The organism is Arthrobacter sp. KNU-44 (assembly GCF_051843155.1).
Taxonomy (GTDB): Bacteria; Actinomycetota; Actinomycetes; order Actinomycetales; family Micrococcaceae; genus Arthrobacter.
Genome location: NZ_JBPXNG010000002.1, coordinates 173,302 through 198,415 on the forward strand (window position 1 = coordinate 173,302; position 25,114 = coordinate 198,415).

The following is a 25,114-nucleotide window of genomic DNA, read 5'->3' on the forward strand; positions in this document are numbered from 1 at the left end:
CAAGGAGTCAAGTCAGTGTTCAATCCAGAGCAATTTCGGGACCGAGTCGTCCTTGTCGTCGGGGCCGCCACAGGGATGGGACGGGCCACTGCGAAGGAGTTCGCCGCGGCCGGTGCCATTGTGGTGTGCGGTGATGTCAACCCCGCAGTCGAGGAAACCTACACCGAAATGGTGGAGGGTGCCGGAGCAAAAGGCCTCGCGATGCGTATCGACGTCACCAGCCTCGAGAGCTGTGAGGCCGCGGTCCGCGAGACCGTCGACCGGTTCGGCCGCCTTGACGTCCTCGTCAACCTCGCAGGCATCATCCAGGTCGCTAACGACGTCGAATCCCTTCCGGAGCAGGAATGGGACAGGGTGATGAACGTCAACCTCAAAGGCCAATTCCTCATGGCAAAAGCCGCGGTTGGCCACTTCAGGGAGCAAAGAAGCGGTCGAATCATCCTCATCTCGTCGATTTGGGGACGGGAAGGCTGGCCCTATTTTGCGGCTTACTGTGCCAGCAAGGGCGGTCTGATCACTTTCGTTCATGCATTGGCCAAGGAGATGGTCGACTACGGGGTCACTGTCAATGCGATCGCCCCGGGCATGATCAACACCGAACTGCACCAGAAGTCACTCCGTGACGAAGCAGAAGCTCGAGGATGGACCTACGAGGAAGTACGGGACAAGGAATGGAGCAAGATTCCCCTCGGATATGCCGGCGAACCGGCAGACATTGCGCACGGCGCTATTTTTCTGGCAAGTGATGAGGCCAGGTACCTTACCGGAACTAACCTCGACATCAATGGGGGCATCCTGATGCGTTGATTGGCCGCCAGTGCGGCAACCGGACTCGTGCGCACATCGGCAATGCCGGGTGCGCACGACCGCGGTCTTTGAACGGTGGACTCTTCCGGCTACCGTCGTTTGCAAACGTCTCTGTCATGACTACTGGCCCTGGGCAGGGCCCCTATTTGAAAGGCGCCCAATGATCAAGCACCTCGTAATGTTCAAGCTCGCCTCTGCCGATTTTCAGCAAAGGGAGGACGATATTCTCCGCATAACCACCGAACTGGAGAATCTTCAGAACCTACCCGGCGTACTGGACCTGTCGGTTCATCAAGGCACAGGAACCCAAGGGCATTGGGACTTGGTTCTCGTCGGTTCGTATTCCTCGGCCGAAGCGCTTGACGCGTATCAAGTCGACCCCCGACATGTGAAAGCCGTTGGAGTGATTAACCCCTTGGTTTCGGATCGGGCAATCGTGGATTACGTGGAACCTTCCCAAGCAAAATGACCCGGCGACACTGGCGGGTTGCTTAGCCGCCCGGGTTCTGGTTGGTGTAGTCAGGCACATCGACCAGAACCCGAGGTAGCTGACCCCTGACACCCATTGGAGGAATCTTGGATTCACGTCGGATTGCAATACTTGGCGCCGGCGCAAACGGCGCCTCTATTGGTGCGGACCTAGTGCGGGCGGGCGAAGATGTCGTACTCATCGATCAATGGCCCGAGAACGTCGAGAATATCCGCCGCAATGGCCTCACCGTGGAACTTCCCCACGAAACCCTGCACGTCCCGATACGGACAATGCATCTGTGCGAGCTGGCATCCGTCCGCGACAAGTTCGACGTCGTATTAATGCTTGTCAAGGCCTATGACTCAGACTGGGCCGCCCGGATCGTGGCACCGTATCTCGCGCAGGACGGACTTCTGGTCGGTGTTCAGAACGGAATGTCCCTGGACATTATCGCCGCCGCGGTCGGGCACCACCGCACGCTTGGATGCGTCATTGAAATCACTTCCGCGATGTTCGTCCCCGGGGTGGTCGAGCGGCACTCCCCAGCTGAACGCTCATGGTTTGCCGTTGGCAGCTTCCATCCTTCAACAGACGGTCGCGAAAATGAGGTCGCCGGGCTGCTCAGGCACTCCGGTACCGTCGAAGTCGTCGGGAACATCAGAGCCGCCAAATGGATGAAGCTCACAAGCAACGCGACAACTCTGGTAACGTCCGCAATCCTCGGGGTGCCCATTGCCGAAGCGGCATCCATACCCAAGATGCGACAGCTCATGCTTCGCAGCGGCAACGAAGCCCTCGAAGCAGCGACTCTGCTTGGCTATCCCCCTCTGCCCATATTCGGGTTGAGCCCGGAGTCACTCGAGCCGCGGGAAAGGCTGGTTGAAACCTTGCTCGACACCTTGATCCGAGGATTCGTCCTCCCGCAGTCAACCAGCACCGTGCTCCAGGACTGGGGGAAACTCCGGCGAAGTGAAGTGGACGATATCAATGGACTGGTCGTGAACGTCCTCCAAGGGGCCGGTCGGAGTGCCCCGGCAAATGCCGCTGTCGTCAGTCTTGCCCACCGGATCGAACGAGGTCAACTGCAACCCGGCCCGGATAATCTGAACGCGTTGCTGTCGCTCTCGGGAACCGCCTACTGATGGATTCCGACCCGTTCAATGGCGATAAGCTGCGTGGGCGTTTCCGGCATCCAGACCGAAGAAGCTTGGCCCCCGAATTGGTGGGGACAAACCGCCTCCGTTGCCCACCTGCGGATCACCGCACAATCGCGGTCCCCCGGCGAAAACCAAGGTCTGGCAACCAGGTCCCGTGTTGGCAACCACCGCAAAGGGCATCGCGAGTGCGTACAAAGGGCGAATGTGGGCGTCCGGGTTCGCTGTCCGCAGGGCTGGCCCATCCTGTTCGTTTCCGTTCCACCCGGTGCCAGCGTTCTGGGCGCCGTGAACCAAGTCCGGCTTTGACTCGGGATGAGGTATCCAAAGGAAATTCGTCACACTCCTTGTACATGATTACTGAACATCACCAGGGGGCGCTCAGGGTCGGGCCTCCGCCGTCCGGGGTTTTCGGAGTCTTGGCGCTTCGAGAGGTTCCCCTCTAGCCCCGATGCAGGGTGATCATGTTTAATAGAACTGAACACTTGAGTATGGTCAAAGCAAGTGAATGGCCTGGCGTCGGCGAGGGGCAGGTCATTCGCAGCAAACGGCCAACACCTAACCCTAAGAATTCGCTCGCAGCGTAGCTGAAGGAAGATGCGACGTGGCAGTTCCTGACCTAGCGACCCACAGGCCGTCCTGCCTGGTGTTTCTCATCAACGATTGGCGGAAAATTTGAGCTTGGAATTCACACATGTGACGCTTGGCCAGCGCGTTCTTTTCGGCTCAGGCAGGGCTGCGGAGCATCTGGCCTCGGAGGTGGCCCGTCTGGGCGCCCGCAGGGTGATGGTCATAGCTTCTATAGCCGAAACCCGCATCGCAGAGAATGTGGCGCGGCATGTAGAGGTGACACTTCATTACTCAGACATCAGTGCGCATGTGCCGGTCGAAAAGGCGGAGAAGGCTCGGGCCGCAGCTACCAACCACGATATCGACCTTCTGGTGTCGGTTGGCGGCGGTTCGACCACCGGTCTTGCGAAAGCGATCGCGCTGACCAGCGCGCTGCCCATCATTGCGATCCCGACGACTTACGCGGGCTCGGAAGCTACGAACGTTTGGGGGCTGACCGAGGGGGCGCGCAAGACAACTGGCGTCGATGACCTGGTCCTGCCGGCAACGGTCATCTACGACGCATCGTTGACTCTTTCGCTGCCCGTCGGTCTTTCCATTGCTTCCGGGCTGAATGGCATCGCACATTGCATCGACTCAATGTGGGCGCCGCGCGTCGATCCAATTAACGCGGCGCTTGGCGCCGAAGGCATCAGGGCATTCAGCCGCGGATTGCCCCTGATCAAGCAGGACCCGAGCGATCTTGAAGGACGCGAGATGGCGCTGTACGGGGCTTATCTCTCGGCAGTGGCGTTTGCGTCGGCCGGGTCAGGGCTGCACCACAAGATTTGCCACGTTCTGGGCGGGACCTGGGACATGCCGCATGCCGAGACCCACGCCACGGTTCTTCCTTACGTGCTCGCCTTCAATGCACCTGAGGCGCCGGAAGCGGTGGCCAGAATCGCAAGTGCGTTCGGTACGAACGACGCCGGCGAGGGGTTGCGTCTTCTGAGGGAGACTCTTGATGCTCCTCGTGCCCTGCAGGACTTTGGGTTCAAAGCCGAGTACATTCCGGAAACGGTGGAGATCATCTTGCCGGCCATACCGGAATCGAATCCACGAAAAGCCACCCGCGGGAACCTTGCAGCTTTGCTTGCTGCGGCATGTGCAGGCGATGATCCGAGAATCCTTAGCGACGACAGATCGGAGACGTGATGGACGCCAGGATTTCCATCTCTTCGGAGCAGCGAAGCACCGAGGAGGCTCTCATTGCTACCGTCGAAGCCTCGTTTGCCGACTGCGCGGATCCGCGGATGATGCAACTGATGCAATCCCTGGTTAAACATCTGCACGCGTTTGTGCGCGACGTCCGCCTCACTGAAGCCGAATGGGACAAAGCAATCGAATTCCTCACTGCCGTCGGCCACATTACCGATGACCGACGGCAAGAGTTCATTCTGCTCTCTGATGTCCTTGGCGTTTCGATGCAGACGATCAACGTCAACAACCAGTGCGTCGACGACGCAACGGAGGCCACCGTCTTTGGCCCTTTTTTCGTCAACGACGCCCCGGAAATCAGCAACGGCGGAGACATCGCCGGCGGAGCACCCGGCCAACCCTGCTGGGTCGAGGGCACAGTGCGGGACACCGCCGGAAAGCCAGTGCCAGGAGCGCGGATCGAGGTATGGGAAGCAGACGAGGACGGCTTCTACGACGTCCAGTACCCCAATGACCGAGCCGCCGGGCGCGGACACGTCTTCGCCGGGCCCGAGGGCAGGTACAGCTTCTGGGGCCTGACTCCCACGCCCTACCCGATTCCGCACGACGGTCCCGTCGGCAAGATGCTCGAGGCCACGGGCCGCTCACCGATGCGCGCTTCCCACCTTCACTTCATGGTCACCGCGCCTGGGCTGCGGACACTCGTCACGCACATCTTTGTCGCCGGGGACGAACTGTTGAAATCAGACACCGTCTTCGGCGTCAAGCGGTCCCTGATCAAGGACTTCGTTGAGCAGCCCGCGGGCACCCCAACCCCGGACGGGAGGAACCTCGTCGGCCGGACCTGGACCCGCACCCGATTCGACATCGTCCTCGCCCCCGAAATTCCGCGATAGACACCCCACGAATACATCTACCAAAGGGAAACAAGATGAGTAAAACAATCAAGATCGCCGTTGTCGGCACGGGCGCAAACGGTGCGTCAATCGGCGCCGACATGATCGAAGCCGGGCATGACGTCACTTTCATCGAGCAATGGCCGGCACACGTCGAAGCCATGCGAGAGAACGGATTGACTGTCCACCTGCCCGACTCCAGCCGCAACACCAGGGTACGCGCCTACCACATTTGTCAGGTTGCCGAACTAAGAGAAAAGTTCGACATCGTCTTTGTATCGGTCAAAACCTACGACTCCCGTTGGATTTGTGAATTAATCAAGCCTGTACTCCACGACAAGTCCCTTGTGGTTGGCCTGCAAAACGGCATGACGATTGATGACTACGCCGAGATTCTGGGCGCAGAGCGAACCGTCGGCGCGGTCCTGGGCATCGCTGCCAACATGTATGACCCCGGGGTAGTCGTTCGTCAGATCCCGCCGTCTGGAACCTGGTTCACCGTAGGGTCCTACGACGGGACACACAACGAGGGGATTGACCGGGTTGCAGAAGTTCTCAGGGCCGCAGGCACAGTGGAAATCAGCCAAGACATCCGCTCATCAAAGTGGATGAAGCTAATCGCTAACATACCCGAGATGTTGCCGTCGGCCCTCGTCGGGCTGCCGCTGATGTCCGCCGTCAAGCTTGACGGAATGCGTGAGGTCATGGATGCAGCCGGCCGCGAAGCCTACCGGCTTGCAGAAGACCTCGGAATTTCCATGCTTCCGATCTTCGGCAAGACTGCCGAGGACGTTCCGGCTGACGACCAGTACGCCGTCGACCTCCTGGACGCCGTTCTCGCGAGCTATTCACTCCCGGACACAAAAGTCGCGGTCCTGCAGGACTGGGAAAAAGGCCGGCGCGCGGAACTTGACGGTTTCAGCGGCTACATCGTAGCTAAACGGCGTGAGCTCGGAGGATCCGCCCCGGTCAACGAAATCATTCTCGACGTCGCCGAACGGATCGAACGCGGGGAGCTGAATCCGAGCCCTGAGAACGTGCCGCAGCTAGTGGAATCTTTTGCCGCCATTTCCCGTTAGCGGTGCGCACAGCCGACATAGCCCAAGTGCGCCAAGGGTCGGGATGCAAGATTTCCTGCCCCTTGGCGCGCGGGAAATCAGGCACCATTACTCTGAGGTTGATTTGCATGAAGCCTTAAGAGTGCTTGCCAGGATTCCGCTGTGTGGCCGTCGGGTGCGCCCTCTGGCGCGCTTGGAAAAGATCGTAACCATTCGGTGGAGTGCTTCCCTCGGGACATCGGTAGCCGGTTTACATGACCAGCAAAAGCGAGCGTGCCGACCATACAGACGCCCTTTAGGAGCGTTCGCCTGCTGAGACCGGATCACCTGGAAAACCCGTTCATCGGCCCTGAAATAGGCCAGCATCCGCATCCATGAGCATCCACAGAGCGAATTCTGGGATGGCGACCTTCTTTGCGAGCCGACATAGCTTGCAACCGTAGAGAGGCAAGACGAGCAGGGCAGCCGATTAGCGCACACGCCAACGGACAAGCCAAACCTCCCAGCGCCATCCGCCCTGAACCTGCCCACTGCGCATCCCTTTGTCATATCAGGAGAACAGTTCGCCGGGCAGCTACCGGATCGGCCCTAACCTGCCGCAGTTATTCAGGTGAACTGCCGAGCCGCCAATGGGAAGCGTACTTAAGCCGATGGCTTGAGTTCAACCCGTATCACAGCCCGGGGGTCGTCGCATGAAGATCGGTGCCAAAATGTCCCCATGAGCCAACGCCTCTTCGACCTCAGTTCCACATGGCATCTCCCCGCTACCCCTACGCAGGTGTGGACGATCATTGCCGACGTCGACATGAGCTGGCCCAGCTGGTGGCCGCACTGTAGTTTCGCTGCACCGCTGGTTCGCACCGAGCCAGCTGGCAACAACCAGGAGGACATCCTCAAGGCAACTACCGCCTATCTCAACTTCAAAGCGTCCCTGGGATACACGCTCACGATTAGCATCCATCCAACAAAGATCGTTACCCCGAGCGAGATTGAGTTCGACGCCGGCGGGCACCTCGAAGGCACCGGAAAGGTCACCCTCACCCCTGAGGCGAATGGCATAGCCACGCGTATGGACATCGAATGGAAGGTCAATCCCACCCAGCGTTGGATGAGCCTCCTGACACCCATCGCAGCTCCAGCCTTCAGGGCAGCCCACGCTCTGATGATGCGCCAAGGAGAAAGAGGTCTGGTCAAAGCACTGGTAAACGGAATGCCGCCACCCTCGTCGTAGACCCGTCTACACATTAACTAGCCACGTAAAAGCAACGGTTTTACCATGGAATAGGTCAGCTTAGCTGGGGAGCTAGAGCCCCAGTTTCGAGAGCGAACTTCGGAGATGACGAACAGGGGAACCTTGAACATCAACGCCAGCCTCGCCGCAAGCCTCCACCGCCAGCAAACCGCCTCCCCGGATGACTGGGAGGCCACATTCCGCCAGATGGTGCTGTTCGACCTAGCCGCGGACATGGAGCTCGGATTCTTCCTCGCGTACTACCGCAACTTCGCAATCCCAAGCATCGCTGCGACCCTGCACGCAAACGCCGAAATCCAACAACGGCCCATGAAGCGCTCTTATGACACCGCTATCGTCATCTATGAGCTCATCTCCTGTGGTGTGGACAGCGACCGCGGCCGCACCATGGTCGAGTTGCTCAACCGCGTGCACCGCAATGTACCCGGGAGCAAGGACGACTTCCTCTACGTCCTCATCACGCTGCTGGTCGTACCGATCCGTTGGATCCGGAAACAAGCCTGGCGCCAACCCACAACAGCAGAGCTCGCGGCCGCCTCACGATTCTTCACGGAACTGGGCACTCGAATGAGCATCGCGGGCATGCCTACCACCTACGCGGAAGCCGAGGACTTCTTCGATGGCTACGAAGCCAACCACATCGCTTCGTCGGCGGAGGGCCAACTCCTCATGGTTAGCACGGTCCGAGTGTTCCAGAGCCGGCTACCGGCTCCCCTGCGGCCGTTAGCGAAACAGCTCATCAGCACAATGCTCGACGACGATCGCCTCACCGACGCGCTCGGCCTCCCCCGAGCTGGCCGGATCTCCCGAACCGCCCTCAAAACCGGGCTGGCCGCACGCAACGCCATCCACCGCCGTCGACGGCTGAACACCAAACCACATTTCACTCCCGGGGCCGCCGGCTCGCGCATGTACCCCGGCGGGTATTCCTTGGACCAGATCGGTCCGGTCAACGTTCCGTCCTCCCCTATCCCGTCCGGCAATGAACTACCGTGACGCCCGCAAAGTAGCGCGGAAAGCAGAACACGCTTTCGGCTTGCCCAACGACGCCACGCTTGAACTCATCCACAAGAAGCTCGAGCTAAAACGCGGAAGAACCATCACGCTTGTCGAGCTTCCCGAACTAGCTAAGGAAGAACTCTGCGGGGTCTGGCTCGTCTGCGAGGACCAGGACATCGTCCTCCACGCACCGACCAAATCCGGCTGGCATCGGCAACAGATCATCCTCCACGAATTCAGCCACATGATCCTCAAACACGATCTTGATGGCCAAAGCACCGCGCTCGTCAAAAGCCTCCTCCCCGACCTCGACCCCGAACAGGTGCTGCGCGCCCTCGCCCGCAGCAGCTACACCGACGACGCCGAGCTCGCTGCCGAAGCCCTCGCCGATCAGCTCGCAACACGCATCATCAACAGCGACGCCGGCACCTCGCCGGAGCCGTTAGCGTTCCGCAAAGTGTTCGGCTGATGGAGTACGTGCCGGCAGCCACCCTCTGGGTATTGACCATCCTCCGGCTGCCCGCGGCGCTGGATCCACACCGCGGAAGCGTCTTCCGCGCGACCATCCTCGCCGCAATCGCCTGCACCTTGTACATCCCGGCGGTCTACTACGGCGTCGATCCATTGCTTGGCGGCCGCAACCACGTCGGTCTGGTCACTCTCTTGTCTCTGCTCCTGGGATTCTGGCAATTCCGGACGGCCATCCTGCTGGCGGCAGTTGAAGACGTTGAAGTACGACGTCGGCAACTCGCCTTCGGCCGGTGGGCTGTGGTCATTTCGTGCTCGGCCGTGACGGTAGGATTTCTCGCGAGCCGCACCGACGTCACTGACCCCAACTTGCCTCTGAGCTATGGCGACCAACCAGGGATGGGGTTGTTCCTCTGGAGCGGGTCCGCATTTATCATGTGGATTTGTCTCGATATTGCACGGGCGTGCCATGAGAATGTACCAAGCATGCGGGCGCGTACATTCCGATCGGCCTTCGTCCTTATCGCCATCGGATGCATCCTCTTCGCTCTTGTCCTCGTCGACCGTCTAGCCTATGGAGTCGTAACGAAGGTCGACGGCGCTGCCAGCCCATCTGCGGCCGTTCTGACCGTCCTCTACTGGGTGGGCGAAACGTTCGCGGTTCTACTTGTGAGCCTCGGGCTGCTTCTCCCCCGGCTCGAAGGCCACCTCAAACACGGCAACTTCCTACTGCACGTCCGGCTCCTGCTCCTGGAAATCGGGCCGATCTGGAACCGTGCGGCTTTCAGCCACCGCGACCTGATCCTCGAGAAGCGACGGGCTAGCGCGCTCATCGTCCTCAGCCGGCACGCCGAAACACAGCTCCATCGCCGCCTGGTCGAAATCCGCGACTGTGAAATGGCCAGCGGTGAGGCCAAAGTGCACCTTAACGCACACGACCGCTCCGTCGTCGAACGCGCCGAACTCGCCCTTGGGCGCCGCTCCGGCGCGCGGCTCACACCATAGATTCCTTGACTAAGTAACAAGACGCCCGGCGTCATGCCGTGCCGTATCAACCCAGCCATGAATGGCCAAAAGAATCCTTGCTGTTTGTCATTCTGATGCTCGATCATCGCTGGGCGGGTCCTCCGCGCAACCAGGGCGCTTTGCGCCGGTCCCAATCCAAAACTTCGTTCGGCGCTCCGCTTATTTCCTCGCGAACTTTTGGCTTGTTGCCGGTTCCCCAAGTTGCACTCCGGCCCCTCATGCCCAGCACTGAATCCTCTATCAGAACGACGCCCAAAACTAACGCCCACGGCCGACGCCGCTTTGGAAAGAGAAGGACCATGGAAACGCTCACCATCAAAACCCCTGCCGATGTCCTCAGCTTCATCGGCCACACCCTGGGCTTCTGGCCCCAGGAAAGCCTCGTGTGCATCACCCTGGACGCCAACCACATCGGCGTGACTCTCCGCGTGGATCTCCCCAAACGCGACGGCGGGGAAAGCGCATATGCGCGAACAGTCGCCGGCTACCTCGCGAACGACACGAACGCCTCCAGCGCGCTGTTTGCCGTTTACACCTCGACCAGTGCAACCGCCGGCCAGGACAAACCGTATGCTTCAGTCATCGCCGCCCTCACCGGGGCTCTGGCCGAGCGACACATCATCATCCGGGACGGCCTCCTCGTCGACGACGAGACAGTCTCGCCGTACGACGACGACCCCAACCTCAACTGCGCGCTACCCCTGTCGATGATTGACTCCAGTGAAATCAACGCCGAACTCGTGTACCGCGGGAGCTCTGTCGCACGAACCGGCCGAATCTGTCTGCCGCCGTCAAATAAGAAGGCCACGTTTGATGCCGTCGAGGAACGCGTCAAATCAATTGGACAATGCCATGACCACAGCGCGATCGAAAAGGCGAGAACGCTCTGGTGTGGGATCCTCGAGACCAAAACCTACCCGACCGATGATCAGACCATGGCTTTGATCGCAAACTTCCAGTTCGCAGCCATCCGCGACCAACTCATGGCGGACATCCCCGGCGTCGACGGCCCCATGGAACAAATCCTTCTGGCCCAAACTCCCGGCAAGCCGCAGTGGACCCGCGTCGAATGGGCCCAGCAAATACTGCTCCACGCCTACACGCACAGCAGCACCCAACACTCGGCGCCACTCCTCACCGCCATCGGCTACATCAACTGGTGGGAAGGCCGCGGCAGCAAAGCCCACCAATACATGGAACTCGCCCTTGAGGCAGACCCGGGCTACCGCCTAGCGAAACTCAGCGACCAACTCCTCGGTTACGGAATGCTCGCCGGCTGGAACATGGACAAAGACACGGCCTACCGGACGCGAGGGCTCGGAACATCGGATTGACGAAACGTCCACCATCGGCCGTCATAAGGAAATCGTGCGCTCGGGTCGCCAACGACTTTGAGATCGCTCCATTTTTGCGCGGTGCGGGCGGCCCCGCCGATCCTTTGCCGGCCCAATAGGGCGCGGGCGCGGCACAAATCCTGCAACAGACCTCGTTATGGCCTCAATAATGTCAAAAGGCCTCGTAACATGGGTAAATGAAAATTGCTGTTGATCCCTACCAATCGGGACGCCAACGTTTGTTGGAGATTCTCTCAGGGGGGAGCTCTAACCGTAATGAAGACACAACACGTTTTCAGCTGATAGATGTCATCCTCACTGAGTGTCTGAATCACCCTCGCACAGGGATCGCGACGGAGGAGTATGCCCATCCAGGCTTCGCCGACTACGTCGTCTCGGCCCCTGGGCGGCTACTCGTAATAGAAGCCAAGCGGGAAGGAAAGACGTTCGATTTGCCCGCGGGGTTGGGTGGACGACCAACAGTTTCGGTTAAAACGCTCCGCGAAGATCCCGTTGCCCGCGACGCGATCGACCAGGTGCTGAGCTACGCCCAGAGAATGGGGATCCCGCTCGCCGGAATCGCAAATGGGCACCAGCTCGCTGTTTTCTTAGGCTCGCGGACGGACGGCAAACTGGCCACCGATGGTGAGGCGCTCGTCTTTGTATCAATGGATGACATGGCGCAGCGCTTCAGAAGCCTGTGGGATATGTTGAGCCGAGAAGCGCTCATACAAAAACGCCTAGTCCAGTTGTTAATGATGGGAACACCAAGTTCTCAGCCACCACCCAAGATGTCGTCACTTATCGTCCGGTATCCAGGTTTCCGGCGCCGCTCAGAACGTGAGACCGACCTAAAGATCCTCTCCACTGTATTTATCCAAGACATTGAAGGAGATGCGGCCGTTTCGGATGACTTCTTGAAGGAATGCTATTACGAGAGCGGAACACTCTCGCAATATTCCATGGTCAGTAAAGAGATACTTCGAAGCCGCTATTCTGTTTTGCCCGGGGCTCTCGGTATCGAAGCCGAGTCAGTGCGCACCAAAAAGGGATTGGCGCCGTCCCTTAAACGGGATCTAGTAGCTGGTGCGGTCAGCAGTAAACCGATCGTACTTCTGGGCGACGTCGGCGTTGGTAAGACAATGTTCATTAAGCACTTGCTCCGCGTGGAGGCGGCGAGCGAACTCCGGTCGAGCCTGGTATTCTACGTGGACTTTGGCAGCCAACCAGCCCTCCAGACCGAGCTGCAGCGACACATAATTGATGCTGTAATCGAGCAAATGGAATCCAATCATGAATTGGATATTTTCGAAAATAAGTTCGTGCGAGCGGTATACAACGCCGACCTGAATCGTTTTCGAAAGGGCATATATGGACCGTTGGCTTCAACGGACCCTGACTCGTTCCAAAGACATGAAATTGCCGAACTGGCCAAGTTTGTCGAAGACAGGGCCACGCATCTTGAACGATCCCTGAAGCATCTTGACTACTCGGCTCGCAGAAAATCCGTAATAGTTTTGGACAACCTTGACCAGAGGTCTGTTGATTTCCAGAACGAAGCTTTCGTGATTGCCCAGTCACTCAGTTCTTCCTTGGGGGCCACCGTTTTCGTCTCTCTTCGGCCGTCGACTTTCTACGACTCCAAGAGACGAGGGTCCCTCGCCGCCTATCAACCTCGGGCGTTCCTTGTGTCTCCCCCAAAAGTCTCGCAAGTTGTGGCGAAGCGACTGGTTTTCGCACGCAAACAGCTGCTGGAAGGCAGCATGGAGACAGGCGGGCTAAGTCTCAGCGTCGAAGACCTACTCGCATATCTTGACGCCCTTGAACTTGGATTCACAAAGAACGAAACCTTGATGGAGCTGCTCGAAAACTTGAGCGGGGGCAATGTGAGACTCGCTCTCGAGTTCCTGTCCGCCTTCATAGGAAGCGGTTATGTAGACACGGGATGGGTGTTGGATGTCGCTGAACGAGGCGGCACCTACACTATTCCAGTCCATGAGTTCTTAAGATCCATCATTTTTGGTGAGAACGATTACTACAACCCAACATCCAGCCGGATAGTGAATTTGTTTGACATATTCGTAGGGGATGAGCGCGAGCACTTCTTGCTCCCCCTCTTGCTCGCCTTTATTCACGAGCGTGGTGAGACTATGCCCGGAGATGGTTACGTTGAGGCGGAGATCATCTTCGAGACCGCTCAGTCATGGGTATTCAAACCCGAACAGATTCAGTGGCACCTGGGTAGGGCAGTCGCCCATAAACTCGTGGAAACGGCGCCTGGGCAGGAAGATCTCGGCCCCTATCGGATAACGAGCATTGGGGCCTACATGTATAAGGAGATGGTCACTCAGTTCTCCTATCTGGATGGCATGGTGGTTGATACTCCGATTTTTGATCCAAGCATCCGTGCCTCCATCCGTGATGTGCGGGCCATTCACGATCGCCTGGATCGTGCTGATATTTTCAAGGAGTATCTAGACGACATCTGGGAGCGCTTCGCATCACCTGAATCGCTTGCCTTCGATTGGAACATCCAGGGTGTCCGATTGGCTGCCCAGATGGCGGAAGCGCGACGGAAAGCTAATCGGGCGAAGGACAAGAGGAAGGCATCAACCGAAAATGAGGAGTGACTCGCCAGACCCAAATGCATCGTTGCACACAGTCGTTTGCACCAGATCGCGCGGACAGCAACGGCTTGCGGCGTTCATGGTAGCAGGAGCTGGCGAGTTCTGACCGGATTCTGTGTGCCCGGCTGCGGATCCCAAAGGCTGCCCCCTTATGTTCGACGAATATCCGGCTGGCTCCAGCATGCCGCCCTACACCACAGTCCAAGACGTCTACCTCGCCTCGGTGGCCGGCTGCGGTGTTCGCCGACGTGCTGGGCGGACCCGTGACTGCCTCGGCGAAGTCGTCAATTCCCATGTGCCACTCGTGTGTCGGTAGTACTTTCAAACTGGGTCCCACTTGAGGTGGCAACTTTGCGTCCCTTGAAACTATTACCGGTGAGCACGATGGCTTCCATGCGTTGCAAGACGGCTTTGGACATTGGGATGTCAATTGGTAGACGTTACGCCGCCGCCGTGACGACCACCGCCCGGTCCTGGGGTGCGTATGCACACGGTTACCGACTTCTTGCCGATTTCCAACCCGGTAGCGCTCTCGAAAATCACGGACATCAGAATCACCCATCCTTTGAAGCGAGAATCAATATCGACGCCGTCTGGAGGATCTTCTGATCAGGAAGCAGACCCACGGGCTCTACGACAAGATACCGGCACACCCAAGAACCCCTGTCAACACCTCTAGCGGCTCGCCCGTACCAATGCGAATCGACGTCGCCAAGCGGCACCACAATTCTCATCCCCTTCACGCCGAAGGAACTTCCCCACCCGTTCACAGACCCGTGAATAACCTGAGCAGGGCGTGGGTGACCCGCCGGAGGTGTCGCTCCGGGCAATAGGTGGGTCTGGGAATCAGGCGACCGGGTCGATGACCACTGTGTGACCAAGACGTTCGAGTTGGGCGACCAGCTGTCGGGTCCGGGCCTGCTCGTGCCGGTGCTGCATCCACTCCGGTCCGAGATCGTGGTACGGCTCGTTGCGTTCAATCATGTAGTAGGCGCTGTCCAGGATTGAATGCGCGGCCGCGACCTGTGCCCGTTTGGCGCCGCGGCAGGAAGCGATCCGGGCCTGCTGCGCCGAGAGGTAGGTGTTTTTACTGCGTGCCGCCGACGCGGCCGCCTCGACCAGTGCCGAGGTGAGCCACTTGTTTCCGTGCCTCGCACCAGCCGGAGTCCTGCGCCCAGCCGACTCGTGGATCGCCGGCGCGACACCTGCCCACGCCGCCAAGTGCGCCGCCGACGGGAACCGCGACATGTCACCGCCTGTTTCGGCGATGATGACCTGCGCGACTTTCAGCCCCACTCCCGGAATCGTCTGCAGCAACTCAACCTGATGGGCCCACGGACGTGAAGCGTCCGCAATGGCCGCATCAAGTGTCGCCAACGCGGCCTCCACCCGGTCAAGGCGACCCAGCATCGCCGCAGCCAGCCGGGCATGATCGGCATCGAAGTGGCCCGTCAACGCCTCGATCAGGTCAGGGATCTTGGACCGCATCTTTCCCTTCGCCAGTTGCGCCAAAACCTCCGGATCAGCTTCCCCGGCGATCAGCCCCGCGAGCATGGCGCGTGCGGAGACGGTGGTCACGGATGAGGCCACCGAGGAGATCTTGATGCTGGCATCTTCGAGCATCTTCTCCAACCGGCCGGCGTCCCTGGTGCGGTCTCCCATCAACTGCACCCGGTAACGCGTCAGCAGGCGCAGATGGCGGATCGGCGGAGGCGGCACGAACGAAGGCCGGAGCAGGCCGTGTTCGAGCAATTGTGCTATCCACTCAGAGTCTTTGACGTCGGTTTTGCGGCCCGGAACCGCCTTCATATGAGCGGCGTTGAGCAGCCAGCACTCCATCCGCTCTTCCAAGGCGTAAACCACAGGCTTCCAGTACGTGCTCGTGGACTCCATTGCCGCCAGCGTCACCCCCTGCCCGACCAGCCAATCCCTCATCAGCTCTAGCGAGCGCGTCATTGTCCGAAACGTGCGCGTCTCGCCGTGACGACCACCGTCCGGCCGGGGCGTGCGCACGCACACAGTCACCGATTTCTTCCCGATGTCCAGCCCGGCGACGCGTTCGAACATCACGTCCATCAGAATCACCCATCCTTTGAAGCGAGAATCAATATCAGCGCCGCTTGGAGGATCCTCTGATCAGGAAACAGACCCACGGTACGGCAACAATCCGGCTCACCCACGGACCCCGCGTCATACACGTCTACGGGCTCACCCGCACCAATGTGAATAGACGTCGCCAAGCGGCACCACAATTCTCACCCCTCGGCCCGCGGAAGATACTCCCGCATGAGCTACACCTCTGGCATCCAAGGCGTCGCCGTGAGTACTGGCTCACGGGATGTCATGTCGCGGTTGGACCTGGTGTCTATGAACCGGCGTGAGTAGAAAAGTTTGCGCCGAATGTCTTAAAGGCTTCGAGCCGTCTCGCACCTCTCAGCGGTTTTGTACGACGCGCTGCGCCAACAGGCAGCGCGACCGCCGACGGCGGCTCCGAACGCGGGGAGCGATGGTTCAGCTGACGAAAAACAAAGGTCAGGAAACGGAGTGCTCTTCGAAGCGCACCGCCCATCAACACGCAGCGAGCCAAGAATGCGACGTACCTACCAAGATCTACCTACAGCACATCGACACCCTCCAAACTGTCGTCCAGTCCCAGTCAACAGAACTCGAACGCCTCCAAGCGGAGAACACGGAGCAACACGACCGCATCAGACTCCTCCAAGGAGAGCTCGCCCACCTTAAGCGCGCCCAACGAACTAATATCCAGGACCTGGCCCACGTCGCCGCCCGTTTGGTCGCAGTCTCACAAGCACAACGCATCGCACTGGATCGAACAACTGACCAGATCCTTCGCCGTCGGGGATGGAAGCCAGCCCGTCAGCAATCCCCCACCCCAATGCCATGACCATGTCCATCGCCAGGCTCTCGGCGCAGTCGGGCCTGAAGTACCTGTTCAAGACCACGATGATGGACGATGTGTCGCCGACTCCCGCAGACGCCACCACTTACTACATGAAGGCGGGGACCCCCCAAGGGCGCTGGCTCGGCTCCGGACTGGACGGCATCGGCCGAGCCCGCGGCGACCCAGTCACCGAAACCGATGCCAAAGCCATCTTCGACGAAACGGTCCATCCGGACACCGGCATCCCGCTGGGCCGGCCGCATGGCCAACCCACCATCGCCCAAAACACCCAAGGACAAACCGCAATACGAAGGGCGGTTGCCGGTTTCGACCTCACCTTCAGCGTCCCTAAGTCCGTATCTGTGCTCTGGGCGCTGAGCCCCCGGGCCCTCCAGGAACAGATCCTGCAGACCCACCAATACGCCGTCAACGCCACCCTGCAATGGCTCGAAGAACTCGTTATCCATACCCGTGCCGGGCGCAACGGCATCGCCCTCATCGGCACCCGCGGCGCCATCGCCGCCGCGTTTGACCACTGGGAATCACGCGCCGGCGACCCGCAGCTACACACCCACCTGGTCATCGCCAACCGCGTCCAGCGCATCACCGACGGCGCCTGGGTCACCTTGGACTCCCGGACGCTGTACAAGGCTGCGGTCGCCGCTAGCGAGCACTACAACGGGCTGCTCTTCGACGCGCTCCACCGGAACCTCGGGACCGACACGGACATCCGCGACCCCCCAGCCACGACACGTAGCCCCAGCCCTCAGCTCACCGGCGTCGACCGCGTCCTGATTCGCGAATTCTCTAACCGCTCCCGACTTATCGAGGTCGAAACCGATCGCCTCGTCGCCGAATGGACAAGAGCCCATGGCGCTTCCCCGACGGCAACAACCACCATCAAACTCCGCCAACAGGCGACACTCTCTACCAGGACCTCCAAACCGGACACGATCACCCCGCTGCACATGCTCTCCTCGCAGTGGCGCGCACGCGCCGAAGCCAAAGGCTTCGACCCAAGCAACGTTCTCTCCAACACCGTGCGACGTTCGCATGCCGTCCCGTTCCGCTCGTCCGACTTCACGGCCGACTGGATCGACGCCGTCGCGTCGGTCACCCGGAAGCGGGTCGCCGCCAAACGCGCCACCTGGAACCGCTGGAACCTCCTCGCAGAAGCCGAACGGGTCTGCGCCGCGATTCGCTGCCACGCACCGGAGAACCGCAATGCTCTGATTGATGCCGTCGCCACGGCCGCCGAGGCCCAATCGGTTCCCCTCAATGAGTACCGGTACACCGTCCCCGCAGACGCCCAGCCCGATCTCCGCCTCGGCAAGCAGAGCGTCTTCGACTTCCACGGCTCCCTTCTCTACACCGACGCGTCGACCGTTGCCTGCGAGGAAGCCGTTATGGCGGCAAGGAACGACGGCGGCGGGCCGGCCATCCGCGCGACCGTCGCCCTGGAGGCACTCGCCGGATACCGACACCACGGCACCTTCGGGCTGCATCAAGATCAGCGGGCTGCCGCTGCTGAGGTACTGCTCAGCGGCAACCGGCTCGACGCCGTCGTCGGCCCGGCCGGCACCGGCAAGACCACCGCGCTCGGCGCGGTCAAGGCAGCGTGGGAAGCAGAATTCGGAAGCGGCAGTGTCGTAGGGCTGGCACCTGCGGCTGCGAGCGCCGAGGTTCTTGGGCGGGAGCTGTCGATGGTCACGGAGAATGTCGCGAAGTGGCTGTTCGAGTCAGTTGGCGAGGGGGCCAGCCACCGGGCCGAGCGGTTCTTCGCCGCCGAAAAGCGGCTAGGTAACTCTGTAGCGAGCAATACCCGTCTGGCGCAAGAAGCCACCCGCTTGGCGGCCGAGCAGAACCGATGGCGGTTCCATCGGAACCAGTTGGTCGTCGTCGACGAAGCCTCCATGGTCTCGACCTTTCAGCTGTCCGCCTTGGTGCATCAGGCCCGGGATGCCGGGGCCAAGGTCCTGCTGGTGGGCGATCCCGGGCAACTGGACGCCATCGACGCCGGCGGTGTTCTCGGCTGGCTGGACCGGCAGGGCAAAACCGCCCGGCTGAGCACTATCTGGCGGTTCGAGCATGCCTGGGAACGGGCGGCGTCGCTGAAACTGCGCGCCGGGGACTTCGCGGCCATCACCGACTACGACGAGCACCAGCGGATCCGCCATGGCGAGTATCTGGACATGGTCGATCAGGCCTACCTGAGGTGGCAATCCGATATCCGGGCGGGAAGGTCGTCGATTCTCATCGGGGCGGATAACGATACCGTCGGTATGCTCAACGAACGTGCCCAGGCCGACCGCGTGATCCAGGGTCATGTGGATGCCGAACAGGCGGTCCTTCTGGGCGACGGAATGCGTGCCGGGCGCGGTGACATGATCATTGCACGCCGCAACGACCGCACAGTTGCCGACAGCAACGGTGACTTCATCCGCAACGGGACCCTGCTCGACGTCGTACGTGTCGGCAGGCGCGACGGCTCCCTTACCGCGGTCCGCAGGGACACCGGTGCCGCCGTCACGCTGCATCGAGACTATGTTGAGTCTGCAGTGGAGCTGGGATACGCGACGACCGCCCACCGATCGCAGGGGCTCACGGTGGACGCCGGCCACAGCGTCGTCACAAGGGGACGGCTCACTCGCGAACTTCTGTACGTGAGCATGACCCGCGGACGCCTGGGCAACTACGCCTATGTCTGCGACGTTGACCCTACAGATGCCGAGCCCCTTGATCCCTCCTCGCACGCATCATGGCGAGAGATCTTGGACGAGGCAATCGCTGCCGAAGGCGCCGAACGGACCGCCCACGAAGTCCGCGACGCCGAACAACTCAGCTCCGACAGCTTGGAACGACTCAGCGCCGAATATGACTACCTCGTACAAATCGCGTCCGCGGAAGACCTGACTAAATTCCTCCAGGCCCGCAGCCCCGGCAACGTTGGCGAGCTTCAGCAATCCCCGTCGTGGGGCGCGGCCATCGCAGCGTGGCGCCGATCAACGGGAGAAAGCCGATCAACCGCTCAGCGGATCGTTGCAAATGCGTTGGAGACAAGCACGACGGCGAAAGACGCCTCTGCGGTCATCCATGCCCGACTCCGTAATTTCATGGCAGGATTGCCCGAACGTGCACCGGCGCTTATCCCGGACCCGGTTCAAGCTGATCGGCCCGATCTAGCCGACATGATCAGCCAGGTGGCGGAACGGATTAAGCGCAGGGCCGAGGAGGTGAGCAGAAGAGCAGTCATTACGGACCCCGAATGGAAGCGAAACCTCCTCGAGATTCTGCAGGTGGCAGGCGTGGACGACATACTCCACGTGGTTGGCAGAGTCGCTGTCTACCGAGACAGGTGGGGCATCGAAAACTCGCCGCTTCCGCTCGGACCTGTTCCTGCGGAATGCGAGTGGGAACGGAAATCGCAGTATGAAACCATTCGGGGGTTCATTGTCCACGCAGCGTCCCGTTCCGTTGGACATCAGGAGCCCGGCCCTTGGGTGGAAGCCTTGGGGAACCAAGAAGCGAGCCTTATCAATGTCGGCTGGCAGCTCTAAAATAGGCGGGAAGGCATGCCATGATCTCGAACCCAGCCATTAGACCAAAAGTTGCGACGCCCGCCCTGATTTTCGCCAGCGCGATAGTTGCGCTTTGCGCAGCGTACTTTCTCGGAAGCCTGGCTCTCAGCTGGTCTATTGATGCGGCGCATTTGCTTGGCTGGGCCGTTGTCCTCAGCTCCGCTGTCACCGTCGGCACAGTTTGGCTTGTACGGTCCGGTCGCCGTCGCGCTTGGCTTCTGGAAGCCAGCGCAAAGTGGGATCACCTCGAAGAGGCTCGGCGAACCCACGGCACAACCGCAGAAATTACAGTCCTGAGCGTAGACGCTCTTGAGCCCACCGGCTCGTGGATCACGATCAACTGGAACCGTTTCGGTCACGTTCAGAGTGCATGGCTGGAAGCATTGGAAGAACCCATCTGGGCAGGGACCGTCCTGTTGATATCACCGGATCCAGCTCAGGTCAGGCCGGGTTCGCCGTGGCCGGCCACGTACTTCATACAGGCTTCGAGGTGCCATGCTTGGGCTCCCGACAAAGGGACCTCTCGAAACAGAGCCTCGAAGGTCTCAGCAGATCGGTGATCCTCCAATTGCGCGAACACATCTCTCCTACAGACCGTACAGGCGCTGTGTAGCCGCGGTCGGCGAATGACGGTCCGTGCCACGACCACATCTCGATCCGAATCGCTCTGGGTCTTGGGAGCAGATACCAGCGGGGAACCCGAAATGTCAGAGTGAGCGGCTAGACTTTATTCGAACATATTTTCGAATAAAAGGTGTGTCATGAGTCTTGCTTTGGACCCTCGCATGATAGACGCGGGGGCGCCTCCGGGGCACGTCCCGGTGGCACCGGTGGCCGTCCCGGCGGGCTACCCCTCCCCGTCGCAGGACTATTTTTCTTCTGAGCTTGACCTGAACGAGCACCTGATCAAGGACAAGACCAGCACCTTCATCGTGCGGGTGTCCGGGGACTCCATGGAGCCGGGCGGCATCAGCGACGGCGACGAACTCATCGTGAACAAGGCATTGGAGCCTAGGGACGGGTCCGTGGTGGTGGCGATCCTGGACGGCGAACTGACCATCAAGCGACTGCGGATCACCAGGAACGGCGTGATCCTGGAGGCGGACAATCCCAAGTACCCGCCGATCCGTGTCCAGGAACTTTCGGATCTGCGGATCTGGGGCGTCGCGGTCAGGTGCCTTCACTATGTCTAAGCCGGCGGTGATGCGCCGCATGCAGGAAATCGCCCACATCGACGTCAACTGCTTTTACGCCTCAGCTGAGCGGATCTTCGATCCTTCCCTCGAAGGCAAACCGCTGATTGTCCTGTCCAATTATGTTCCGCGGAACATAATTGGAGTTCTGTTGCCGGGGTGGTTATGTGGCCCTGTCCGGGAGAGCGGGGTTTGGTCGGTGGGTTTTGGGCGGTTGCAGGGCCACATAATCTTCATAGGTTTGAGAGCCAGTTCAGTAGGGTTTCGTCGGATCTCCAGACGGGGGTGGGGCGGTGTGCCGCTGAAGCGTCGGACGGTTCGGTTACTCGCAGGGCTTCCAGTTTGGTCCTGGTGTTGATTTCCGCGTAGCGGTTTGTGGTTGTCAGGTCGGCGTGGCCGAGCCAGTCGCTGATGACGTTGATTTCCACTCCGGATTCCAGCAGGTGCATCGCTGCGGTATGACGGAAGATGTGAGGGCTGACCGTTCGGTGGGTTCCGGGTTTATCGAGATGTCCGGCGAGCCGCCGCACGACTTTGTAGATACCGAAGCGGGTGAGCGCTTCGCCGGTGGCTGAACAGAAGACCGGGGCGTCTGCCGCGGGTGGATGTCCTGATGAGGCCAGCAGCGCGGTGAGCAGTTTCCCGGTCTGGTCCCATAGCGGGCAGGTCCGCCATTTATCTCCCTTGCCGTGGAGCCTGACGAGGGCCCGGTCGCCGAGCTCGAGATTCCCGGCGCGAAGCTCGGCGACTTCCTGGGCCCGGGCTCCGGTGTTGTAGAGGAAAAGGATCAGGGCGTGGTCCCGTTGGGCGAAGCGGCCGCTGGCTGGCAGGTGCTGCAGCAGCGACTCCATCTCGTCCCGTTCCAGGAAGTGTGTCTGCGCTGGTGGGACGCGTTTGGTAGGGATGGCGGCAACCCGTTGGCAGGTTTGGAGCATTGCGGGTTCCCGGCTGGCGATGTATTCGAAGAATGTGTGCAGCGCGGCCAGTCGTTGGTTGCGGGTTCGGGCGTGGTTGTGGCGGTCGTCTTCCAAATATCGGAGGAAACCGAGGACGTGCTCGAAGCTCATGTCCTCGAGAGTGAGTTTGGTGATTTTGGTGCCCTTTCGCTGGGCCACGAAGCACAGCAACAGACGGATGGTGTCGCTGTAGCTGCGCATTGACGAGGGCCGTAAGCCCTTGACGGTGGTGAGCTGGTCGATAAAGAAGGAGTGGACCAGTTGTCCTAATTGTTGGTTTCCGGTCATGGTTTTTCCTCCGACCAGACGGGTTTGGCGAATGCTTCGAATCTCCGACTGGCTTCTGAGAGAAGTTCCGGGGTGATCGTCACGTAGACAGCGGTGGAGGCGGGACTGACGTGTCCCATGAATGTTGAGAGCTGGATGAGCATGGCCGACGGGTCCAGGCCTTCGCGATACCAGCGCAGCAGGCATCCAACGGCGAAGGAGTGACGCAGGCAGTGCAGGCGGGGTGCGCTGGTTCCCGCGGGAACGGGAAACGCGAGTTCCTCGGTGAGGTGTCTGAACGTTTCGCTCACGCCGCATGAGGTGACGCTGTGTCGGCCGTCGAAAGTGAACAACGGATCCGGCCCTGTGCCACCTTTCTCGTTCCGGCGCTGGAGTTGAAGAGCGAGCAGCTCTCCGATGCGGGGACCATAAGGGACCAAGCGGCTCTTGCCGAATTTGCCGCCATGGACGATGAGTAGCTGCTTGACGGTATCAATGTCCTCCAGGCGCAGGTTGCAGGCCTCCCCGACTCTGAGTCCGAGACCGTAGCACAATGCGAAGATGGCGTGATAGGTCGGGCCGCGGCCCCTGCCGCGGGAGTAGTCGGGAAGGGCCGCGGCGGCGTTGAGGAGCTGACGGGCCTGGTTTGGATCAAACAGGAACGGCAGCCGCCGGTCCGTCTCTTGACGGCGTTTCCCTTGCCACTGAACTGCGTCCATCCGCTGCTGGGCGATGGCCCAGGCAAGGAAAGTGCTGGTAACGCCGATGAGATGGTTGAAACTACGCGACCGCTCTCTCGGCCGGGAGGCCACAAACTCATCGAGCAGCCCCGGCGTGAGTCCGGCCAGGTCCGTTACTGCGTGCTCTTCGGTGAAGTCGATAAGCAGGTCCAAGGTGGCTTCCTCAGACAAGTACTTCCTGCCCAGTGCCCGCTTATAGGCCAGGAAGTCGGCGACGGTCGAGGCAAGGTTCGCGCTCATTTCAGCACCGTCTCGCCATCACCTAGTGCGACTTCGCGGAGCGCTTCGACTGCCACCTTGGCGTAGACCTCGGTGGAACGCGTCGAGCGATGCCCGACGAAGTCGCCGATGGATTTCAGCGTGAAGTTCGCATCGACCAGGCGTTGCACTGCTGAATGGCGCAAAGTGTGAGACCCCGGCCGGCGGACCTCGATGCCGGCATTGAGCAGGTGAAAGCGGGCGCAGGACGAAACTGCGGCAGCGCTCAGGGGCCGACGAGGGGCGATCGTGCGCATGAAGACATGCCGGTCATTGGTTGTGGGGCGTCCATGCTGAAGGTAGTCAACGAGAGCGTCGCCGACCACGGCGGAAAGGGGAAACGCTGTTGAGTGACCGGCCTTGCGTTCGGGAACGGCCAAGCGCTCATGCTTCCAGTCGATGTCATCAAGGGTCAGGGCAGCGATTTCCCGGCCCCGCAGCCCGTAGGTGACCAGCAACAACAAAATGGCATAATCGCGCCGGCCGGTCTCAGTCCGGCGGTCAACACCAGCCAGAACCTGGTTGACCTCAGCCCAGGAAATGGACCTTGGAATGTCCGATAACCGGTAAACCTGAGGCCATCCGACTGTCGGGCTCAGGTCCGCGGAAAGGAGTCCCTGACGGTGCGCGTACCGCAGGAAAACCTTCAATGAAACCGCTTCATCCCGCATCGTGGTTTTCGCCAGTCCTGTCCCGGCGCGCTCCACGAGGAAGGCACTCAGGATCGCCGGGGAGAGCTCCTGCACGGACTTCACACCGATCTGGCGCAGGTAGGTTTCAAAGTGATCCAGGTGGATACGGTAACCGCGTATCGTGAGCGGGCGGAGGCCCCGCTCCTGGACAAGGTAGTCGAAGAAGCCCGGGACAGTGTCGGCGAACGGGTGCAGATTCCGCCTCCGGCCGGTCTGTTCATAACCGTCCAGGACAACCGAGAGCATGTGCTCCACGGGACCCCGGACCTCATTGGCCATCGAACGGCTCGACCCCGTGTGCTCCTCGTGAAGGCCCACCCGATATTCAACGAACGCGTCTACCTGCGTTGGCAACTCCTCAATCTGGGTGACGCCACGAGCGGCCGCGAACTCACCGAAGGCAAAGACAATCGGAACCCGCGACCAGACATACCTTTCCTTGTAGTCGTGCGCGGCCAGCCAAACAACATAGTCCTCGATCGCCGCACCCATCCACGAGCTCCGCAGCCGATCAACAGTGGACGGCTTCGCGAAATACTCTTCCAACATGGCAACTTCCCTTCTCACAGAAGAAATGAAGTAACCACCATCCGCCCCCCGGCAGTTATGTGCCATGGAACAACGACGCAGAGCCGGAAGAACGCACCATCATGCGTCCGCCGCCACAT

The 25,114-nt window shown here is 60.4% G+C and carries 18 protein-coding genes and 1 pseudogene; 15 read left to right on the plus strand and 4 right to left on the minus strand.

Annotation, left to right across the window (positions count from 1 at the left end; all coding sequences use genetic code 11):
* Positions 1–15: 15 nt before the first annotated feature.
* The 12 genes from ACSVHC_RS01645 (at position 16) to ACSVHC_RS01700 (ending at position 13,863) form a co-directional block, all read left to right on the plus strand.
* Positions 16–807, plus strand: a complete 792-nt coding sequence (locus ACSVHC_RS01645; RefSeq protein ID WP_439180525.1) for an SDR family NAD(P)-dependent oxidoreductase — start codon at positions 16–18, stop codon at positions 805–807.
* Between the two features lie 160 nt (positions 808–967).
* Positions 968–1,276: a Dabb family protein gene (locus ACSVHC_RS01650; protein ID WP_439180526.1), complete on the plus strand. Its 309-nt coding sequence runs from the start codon at positions 968–970 to the stop codon at positions 1,274–1,276.
* A 107-nt stretch (positions 1,277–1,383) separates the two neighbouring features.
* The gene (locus ACSVHC_RS01655) at positions 1,384–2,421 is read left to right on the plus strand and encodes a ketopantoate reductase family protein (RefSeq protein ID WP_439180527.1); all 1,038 of its coding nucleotides are present in this window, start codon (positions 1,384–1,386) and stop codon (positions 2,419–2,421) included.
* Between the two features lie 687 nt (positions 2,422–3,108).
* On the plus strand, positions 3,109–4,197 hold the full coding sequence (locus ACSVHC_RS01660; RefSeq protein ID WP_439180528.1) for a maleylacetate reductase: 1,089 nt from the start codon (positions 3,109–3,111) through the stop codon (positions 4,195–4,197).
* Entirely contained in the window at positions 4,197–5,096 is a 900-nt protein-coding gene (locus tag ACSVHC_RS01665) for an intradiol ring-cleavage dioxygenase (protein WP_439180529.1), read from the plus strand. Before ACSVHC_RS01660 ends, ACSVHC_RS01665 begins: the two co-directional genes overlap by 1 nt.
* Positions 5,097–5,131: 35 nt before the next feature.
* Positions 5,132–6,175 carry a ketopantoate reductase family protein gene (locus ACSVHC_RS01670; RefSeq protein ID WP_439180530.1) on the plus strand — a complete coding sequence of 348 codons (1,044 nt, stop codon included), beginning with the start codon at positions 5,132–5,134 and terminating at the stop codon, positions 6,173–6,175.
* A gap of 697 nt (positions 6,176–6,872) precedes the next feature.
* On the plus strand, positions 6,873–7,385 hold the full coding sequence (locus ACSVHC_RS01675; protein ID WP_439180531.1) for an SRPBCC family protein: 513 nt from the start codon (positions 6,873–6,875) through the stop codon (positions 7,383–7,385).
* A 123-nt stretch (positions 7,386–7,508) separates the two neighbouring features.
* Positions 7,509–8,402 carry an oxygenase MpaB family protein gene (locus ACSVHC_RS01680; RefSeq protein WP_439180532.1) on the plus strand — a complete coding sequence of 298 codons (894 nt, stop codon included), beginning with the start codon at positions 7,509–7,511 and terminating at the stop codon, positions 8,400–8,402.
* On the plus strand, positions 8,389–8,874 hold the full coding sequence (locus ACSVHC_RS01685) for a hypothetical protein (RefSeq protein ID WP_439180533.1): 486 nt from the start codon (positions 8,389–8,391) through the stop codon (positions 8,872–8,874). The genes ACSVHC_RS01680 and ACSVHC_RS01685 overlap by 14 nt, the downstream gene beginning before the upstream one ends.
* On the plus strand, positions 8,874–9,878 hold the full coding sequence (locus ACSVHC_RS01690; RefSeq protein WP_439180534.1) for a hypothetical protein: 1,005 nt from the start codon (positions 8,874–8,876) through the stop codon (positions 9,876–9,878). The genes ACSVHC_RS01685 and ACSVHC_RS01690 overlap by 1 nt, the downstream gene beginning before the upstream one ends.
* A gap of 320 nt (positions 9,879–10,198) precedes the next feature.
* Positions 10,199–11,233, plus strand: coding sequence for a DUF4192 family protein (locus ACSVHC_RS01695; protein WP_439180535.1), 1,035 nt, complete (start codon positions 10,199–10,201; stop codon positions 11,231–11,233).
* A 197-nt stretch (positions 11,234–11,430) separates the two neighbouring features.
* The gene (locus ACSVHC_RS01700; RefSeq protein ID WP_439180536.1) at positions 11,431–13,863 is read left to right on the plus strand and encodes a hypothetical protein; all 2,433 of its coding nucleotides are present in this window, start codon (positions 11,431–11,433) and stop codon (positions 13,861–13,863) included.
* Between the two features lie 843 nt (positions 13,864–14,706).
* Here ACSVHC_RS01700 and ACSVHC_RS01705 read toward each other — a convergent pair.
* Positions 14,707–15,936: an IS110 family RNA-guided transposase gene (locus tag ACSVHC_RS01705; RefSeq protein ID WP_439181369.1), complete on the minus strand. Its 1,230-nt coding sequence runs from the start codon at positions 15,934–15,936 to the stop codon at positions 14,707–14,709.
* A gap of 825 nt (positions 15,937–16,761) precedes the next feature.
* On the opposite strand from ACSVHC_RS01705, the gene mobF reads away from it, so the two are divergent.
* From mobF to ACSVHC_RS01720, 3 genes and pseudogenes are all read left to right on the plus strand, one after another.
* Positions 16,762–20,319, plus strand: coding sequence for a MobF family relaxase (mobF, locus tag ACSVHC_RS01710; RefSeq protein ID WP_439180537.1), 3,558 nt, complete (start codon positions 16,762–16,764; stop codon positions 20,317–20,319).
* A gap of 782 nt (positions 20,320–21,101) precedes the next feature.
* Positions 21,102–21,533 carry a LexA family protein gene (locus tag ACSVHC_RS01715; protein WP_439180538.1) on the plus strand — a complete coding sequence of 144 codons (432 nt, stop codon included), beginning with the start codon at positions 21,102–21,104 and terminating at the stop codon, positions 21,531–21,533.
* A pseudogene (locus ACSVHC_RS01720) lies at positions 21,526–21,654 on the plus strand (Y-family DNA polymerase); the annotation flags it as partial. The gene ACSVHC_RS01715 and the pseudogene ACSVHC_RS01720, both read left to right, overlap by 8 nt.
* Before the next feature lie 112 nt (positions 21,655–21,766).
* Here ACSVHC_RS01720 and ACSVHC_RS01725 read toward each other — a convergent pair.
* From ACSVHC_RS01725 to ACSVHC_RS01735, 3 genes are read right to left on the minus strand one after another with little or no spacing between them, the layout of a single operon-like run.
* Positions 21,767–22,777, minus strand: a complete 1,011-nt coding sequence (locus ACSVHC_RS01725; RefSeq protein ID WP_439180539.1) for a tyrosine-type recombinase/integrase — start codon at positions 22,775–22,777, stop codon at positions 21,767–21,769.
* On the minus strand, positions 22,774–23,736 hold the full coding sequence (locus ACSVHC_RS01730; protein ID WP_439180540.1) for a tyrosine-type recombinase/integrase: 963 nt from the start codon (positions 23,734–23,736) through the stop codon (positions 22,774–22,776). Before ACSVHC_RS01730 ends, ACSVHC_RS01725 begins: the two co-directional genes overlap by 4 nt.
* Positions 23,733–24,995: a site-specific integrase gene (locus tag ACSVHC_RS01735; protein ID WP_439180541.1), complete on the minus strand. Its 1,263-nt coding sequence runs from the start codon at positions 24,993–24,995 to the stop codon at positions 23,733–23,735. Before ACSVHC_RS01735 ends, ACSVHC_RS01730 begins: the two co-directional genes overlap by 4 nt.
* Positions 24,996–25,114 lie beyond the last annotated feature (119 nt).

Coding starts and splice junctions, on each gene's coding strand:
- ACSVHC_RS01650 (WP_439180526.1), top strand. CDS start 968: ATGATCAAGCACCTCGTAATGTTCAAGCTCGCCTCTGCCGATTTTCAG.
- ACSVHC_RS01665 (WP_439180529.1), top strand. CDS start 4,197: ATGGACGCCAGGATTTCCATCTCTTCGGAGCAGCGAAGCACCGAGGAG.
- ACSVHC_RS01670 (WP_439180530.1), top strand. CDS start 5,132: ATGAGTAAAACAATCAAGATCGCCGTTGTCGGCACGGGCGCAAACGGT.
- ACSVHC_RS01675 (WP_439180531.1), top strand. CDS start 6,873: ATGAGCCAACGCCTCTTCGACCTCAGTTCCACATGGCATCTCCCCGCT.
- ACSVHC_RS01685 (WP_439180533.1), top strand. CDS start 8,389: ATGAACTACCGTGACGCCCGCAAAGTAGCGCGGAAAGCAGAACACGCT.
- ACSVHC_RS01690 (WP_439180534.1), top strand. CDS start 8,874: ATGGAGTACGTGCCGGCAGCCACCCTCTGGGTATTGACCATCCTCCGG.
- ACSVHC_RS01695 (WP_439180535.1), top strand. CDS start 10,199: ATGGAAACGCTCACCATCAAAACCCCTGCCGATGTCCTCAGCTTCATC.
- ACSVHC_RS01700 (WP_439180536.1), top strand. CDS start 11,431: ATGAAAATTGCTGTTGATCCCTACCAATCGGGACGCCAACGTTTGTTG.
- ACSVHC_RS01705 (WP_439181369.1), bottom strand. CDS start 15,936: ATGGACGTGATGTTCGAACGCGTCGCCGGGCTGGACATCGGGAAGAAA.
- mobF (WP_439180537.1), top strand. CDS start 16,762: ATGACCATGTCCATCGCCAGGCTCTCGGCGCAGTCGGGCCTGAAGTAC.
- ACSVHC_RS01715 (WP_439180538.1), top strand. CDS start 21,102: ATGAGTCTTGCTTTGGACCCTCGCATGATAGACGCGGGGGCGCCTCCG.
- ACSVHC_RS01725 (WP_439180539.1), bottom strand. CDS start 22,777: ATGACCGGAAACCAACAATTAGGACAACTGGTCCACTCCTTCTTTATC.
- ACSVHC_RS01730 (WP_439180540.1), bottom strand. CDS start 23,736: ATGAGCGCGAACCTTGCCTCGACCGTCGCCGACTTCCTGGCCTATAAG.
- ACSVHC_RS01735 (WP_439180541.1), bottom strand. CDS start 24,995: ATGTTGGAAGAGTATTTCGCGAAGCCGTCCACTGTTGATCGGCTGCGG.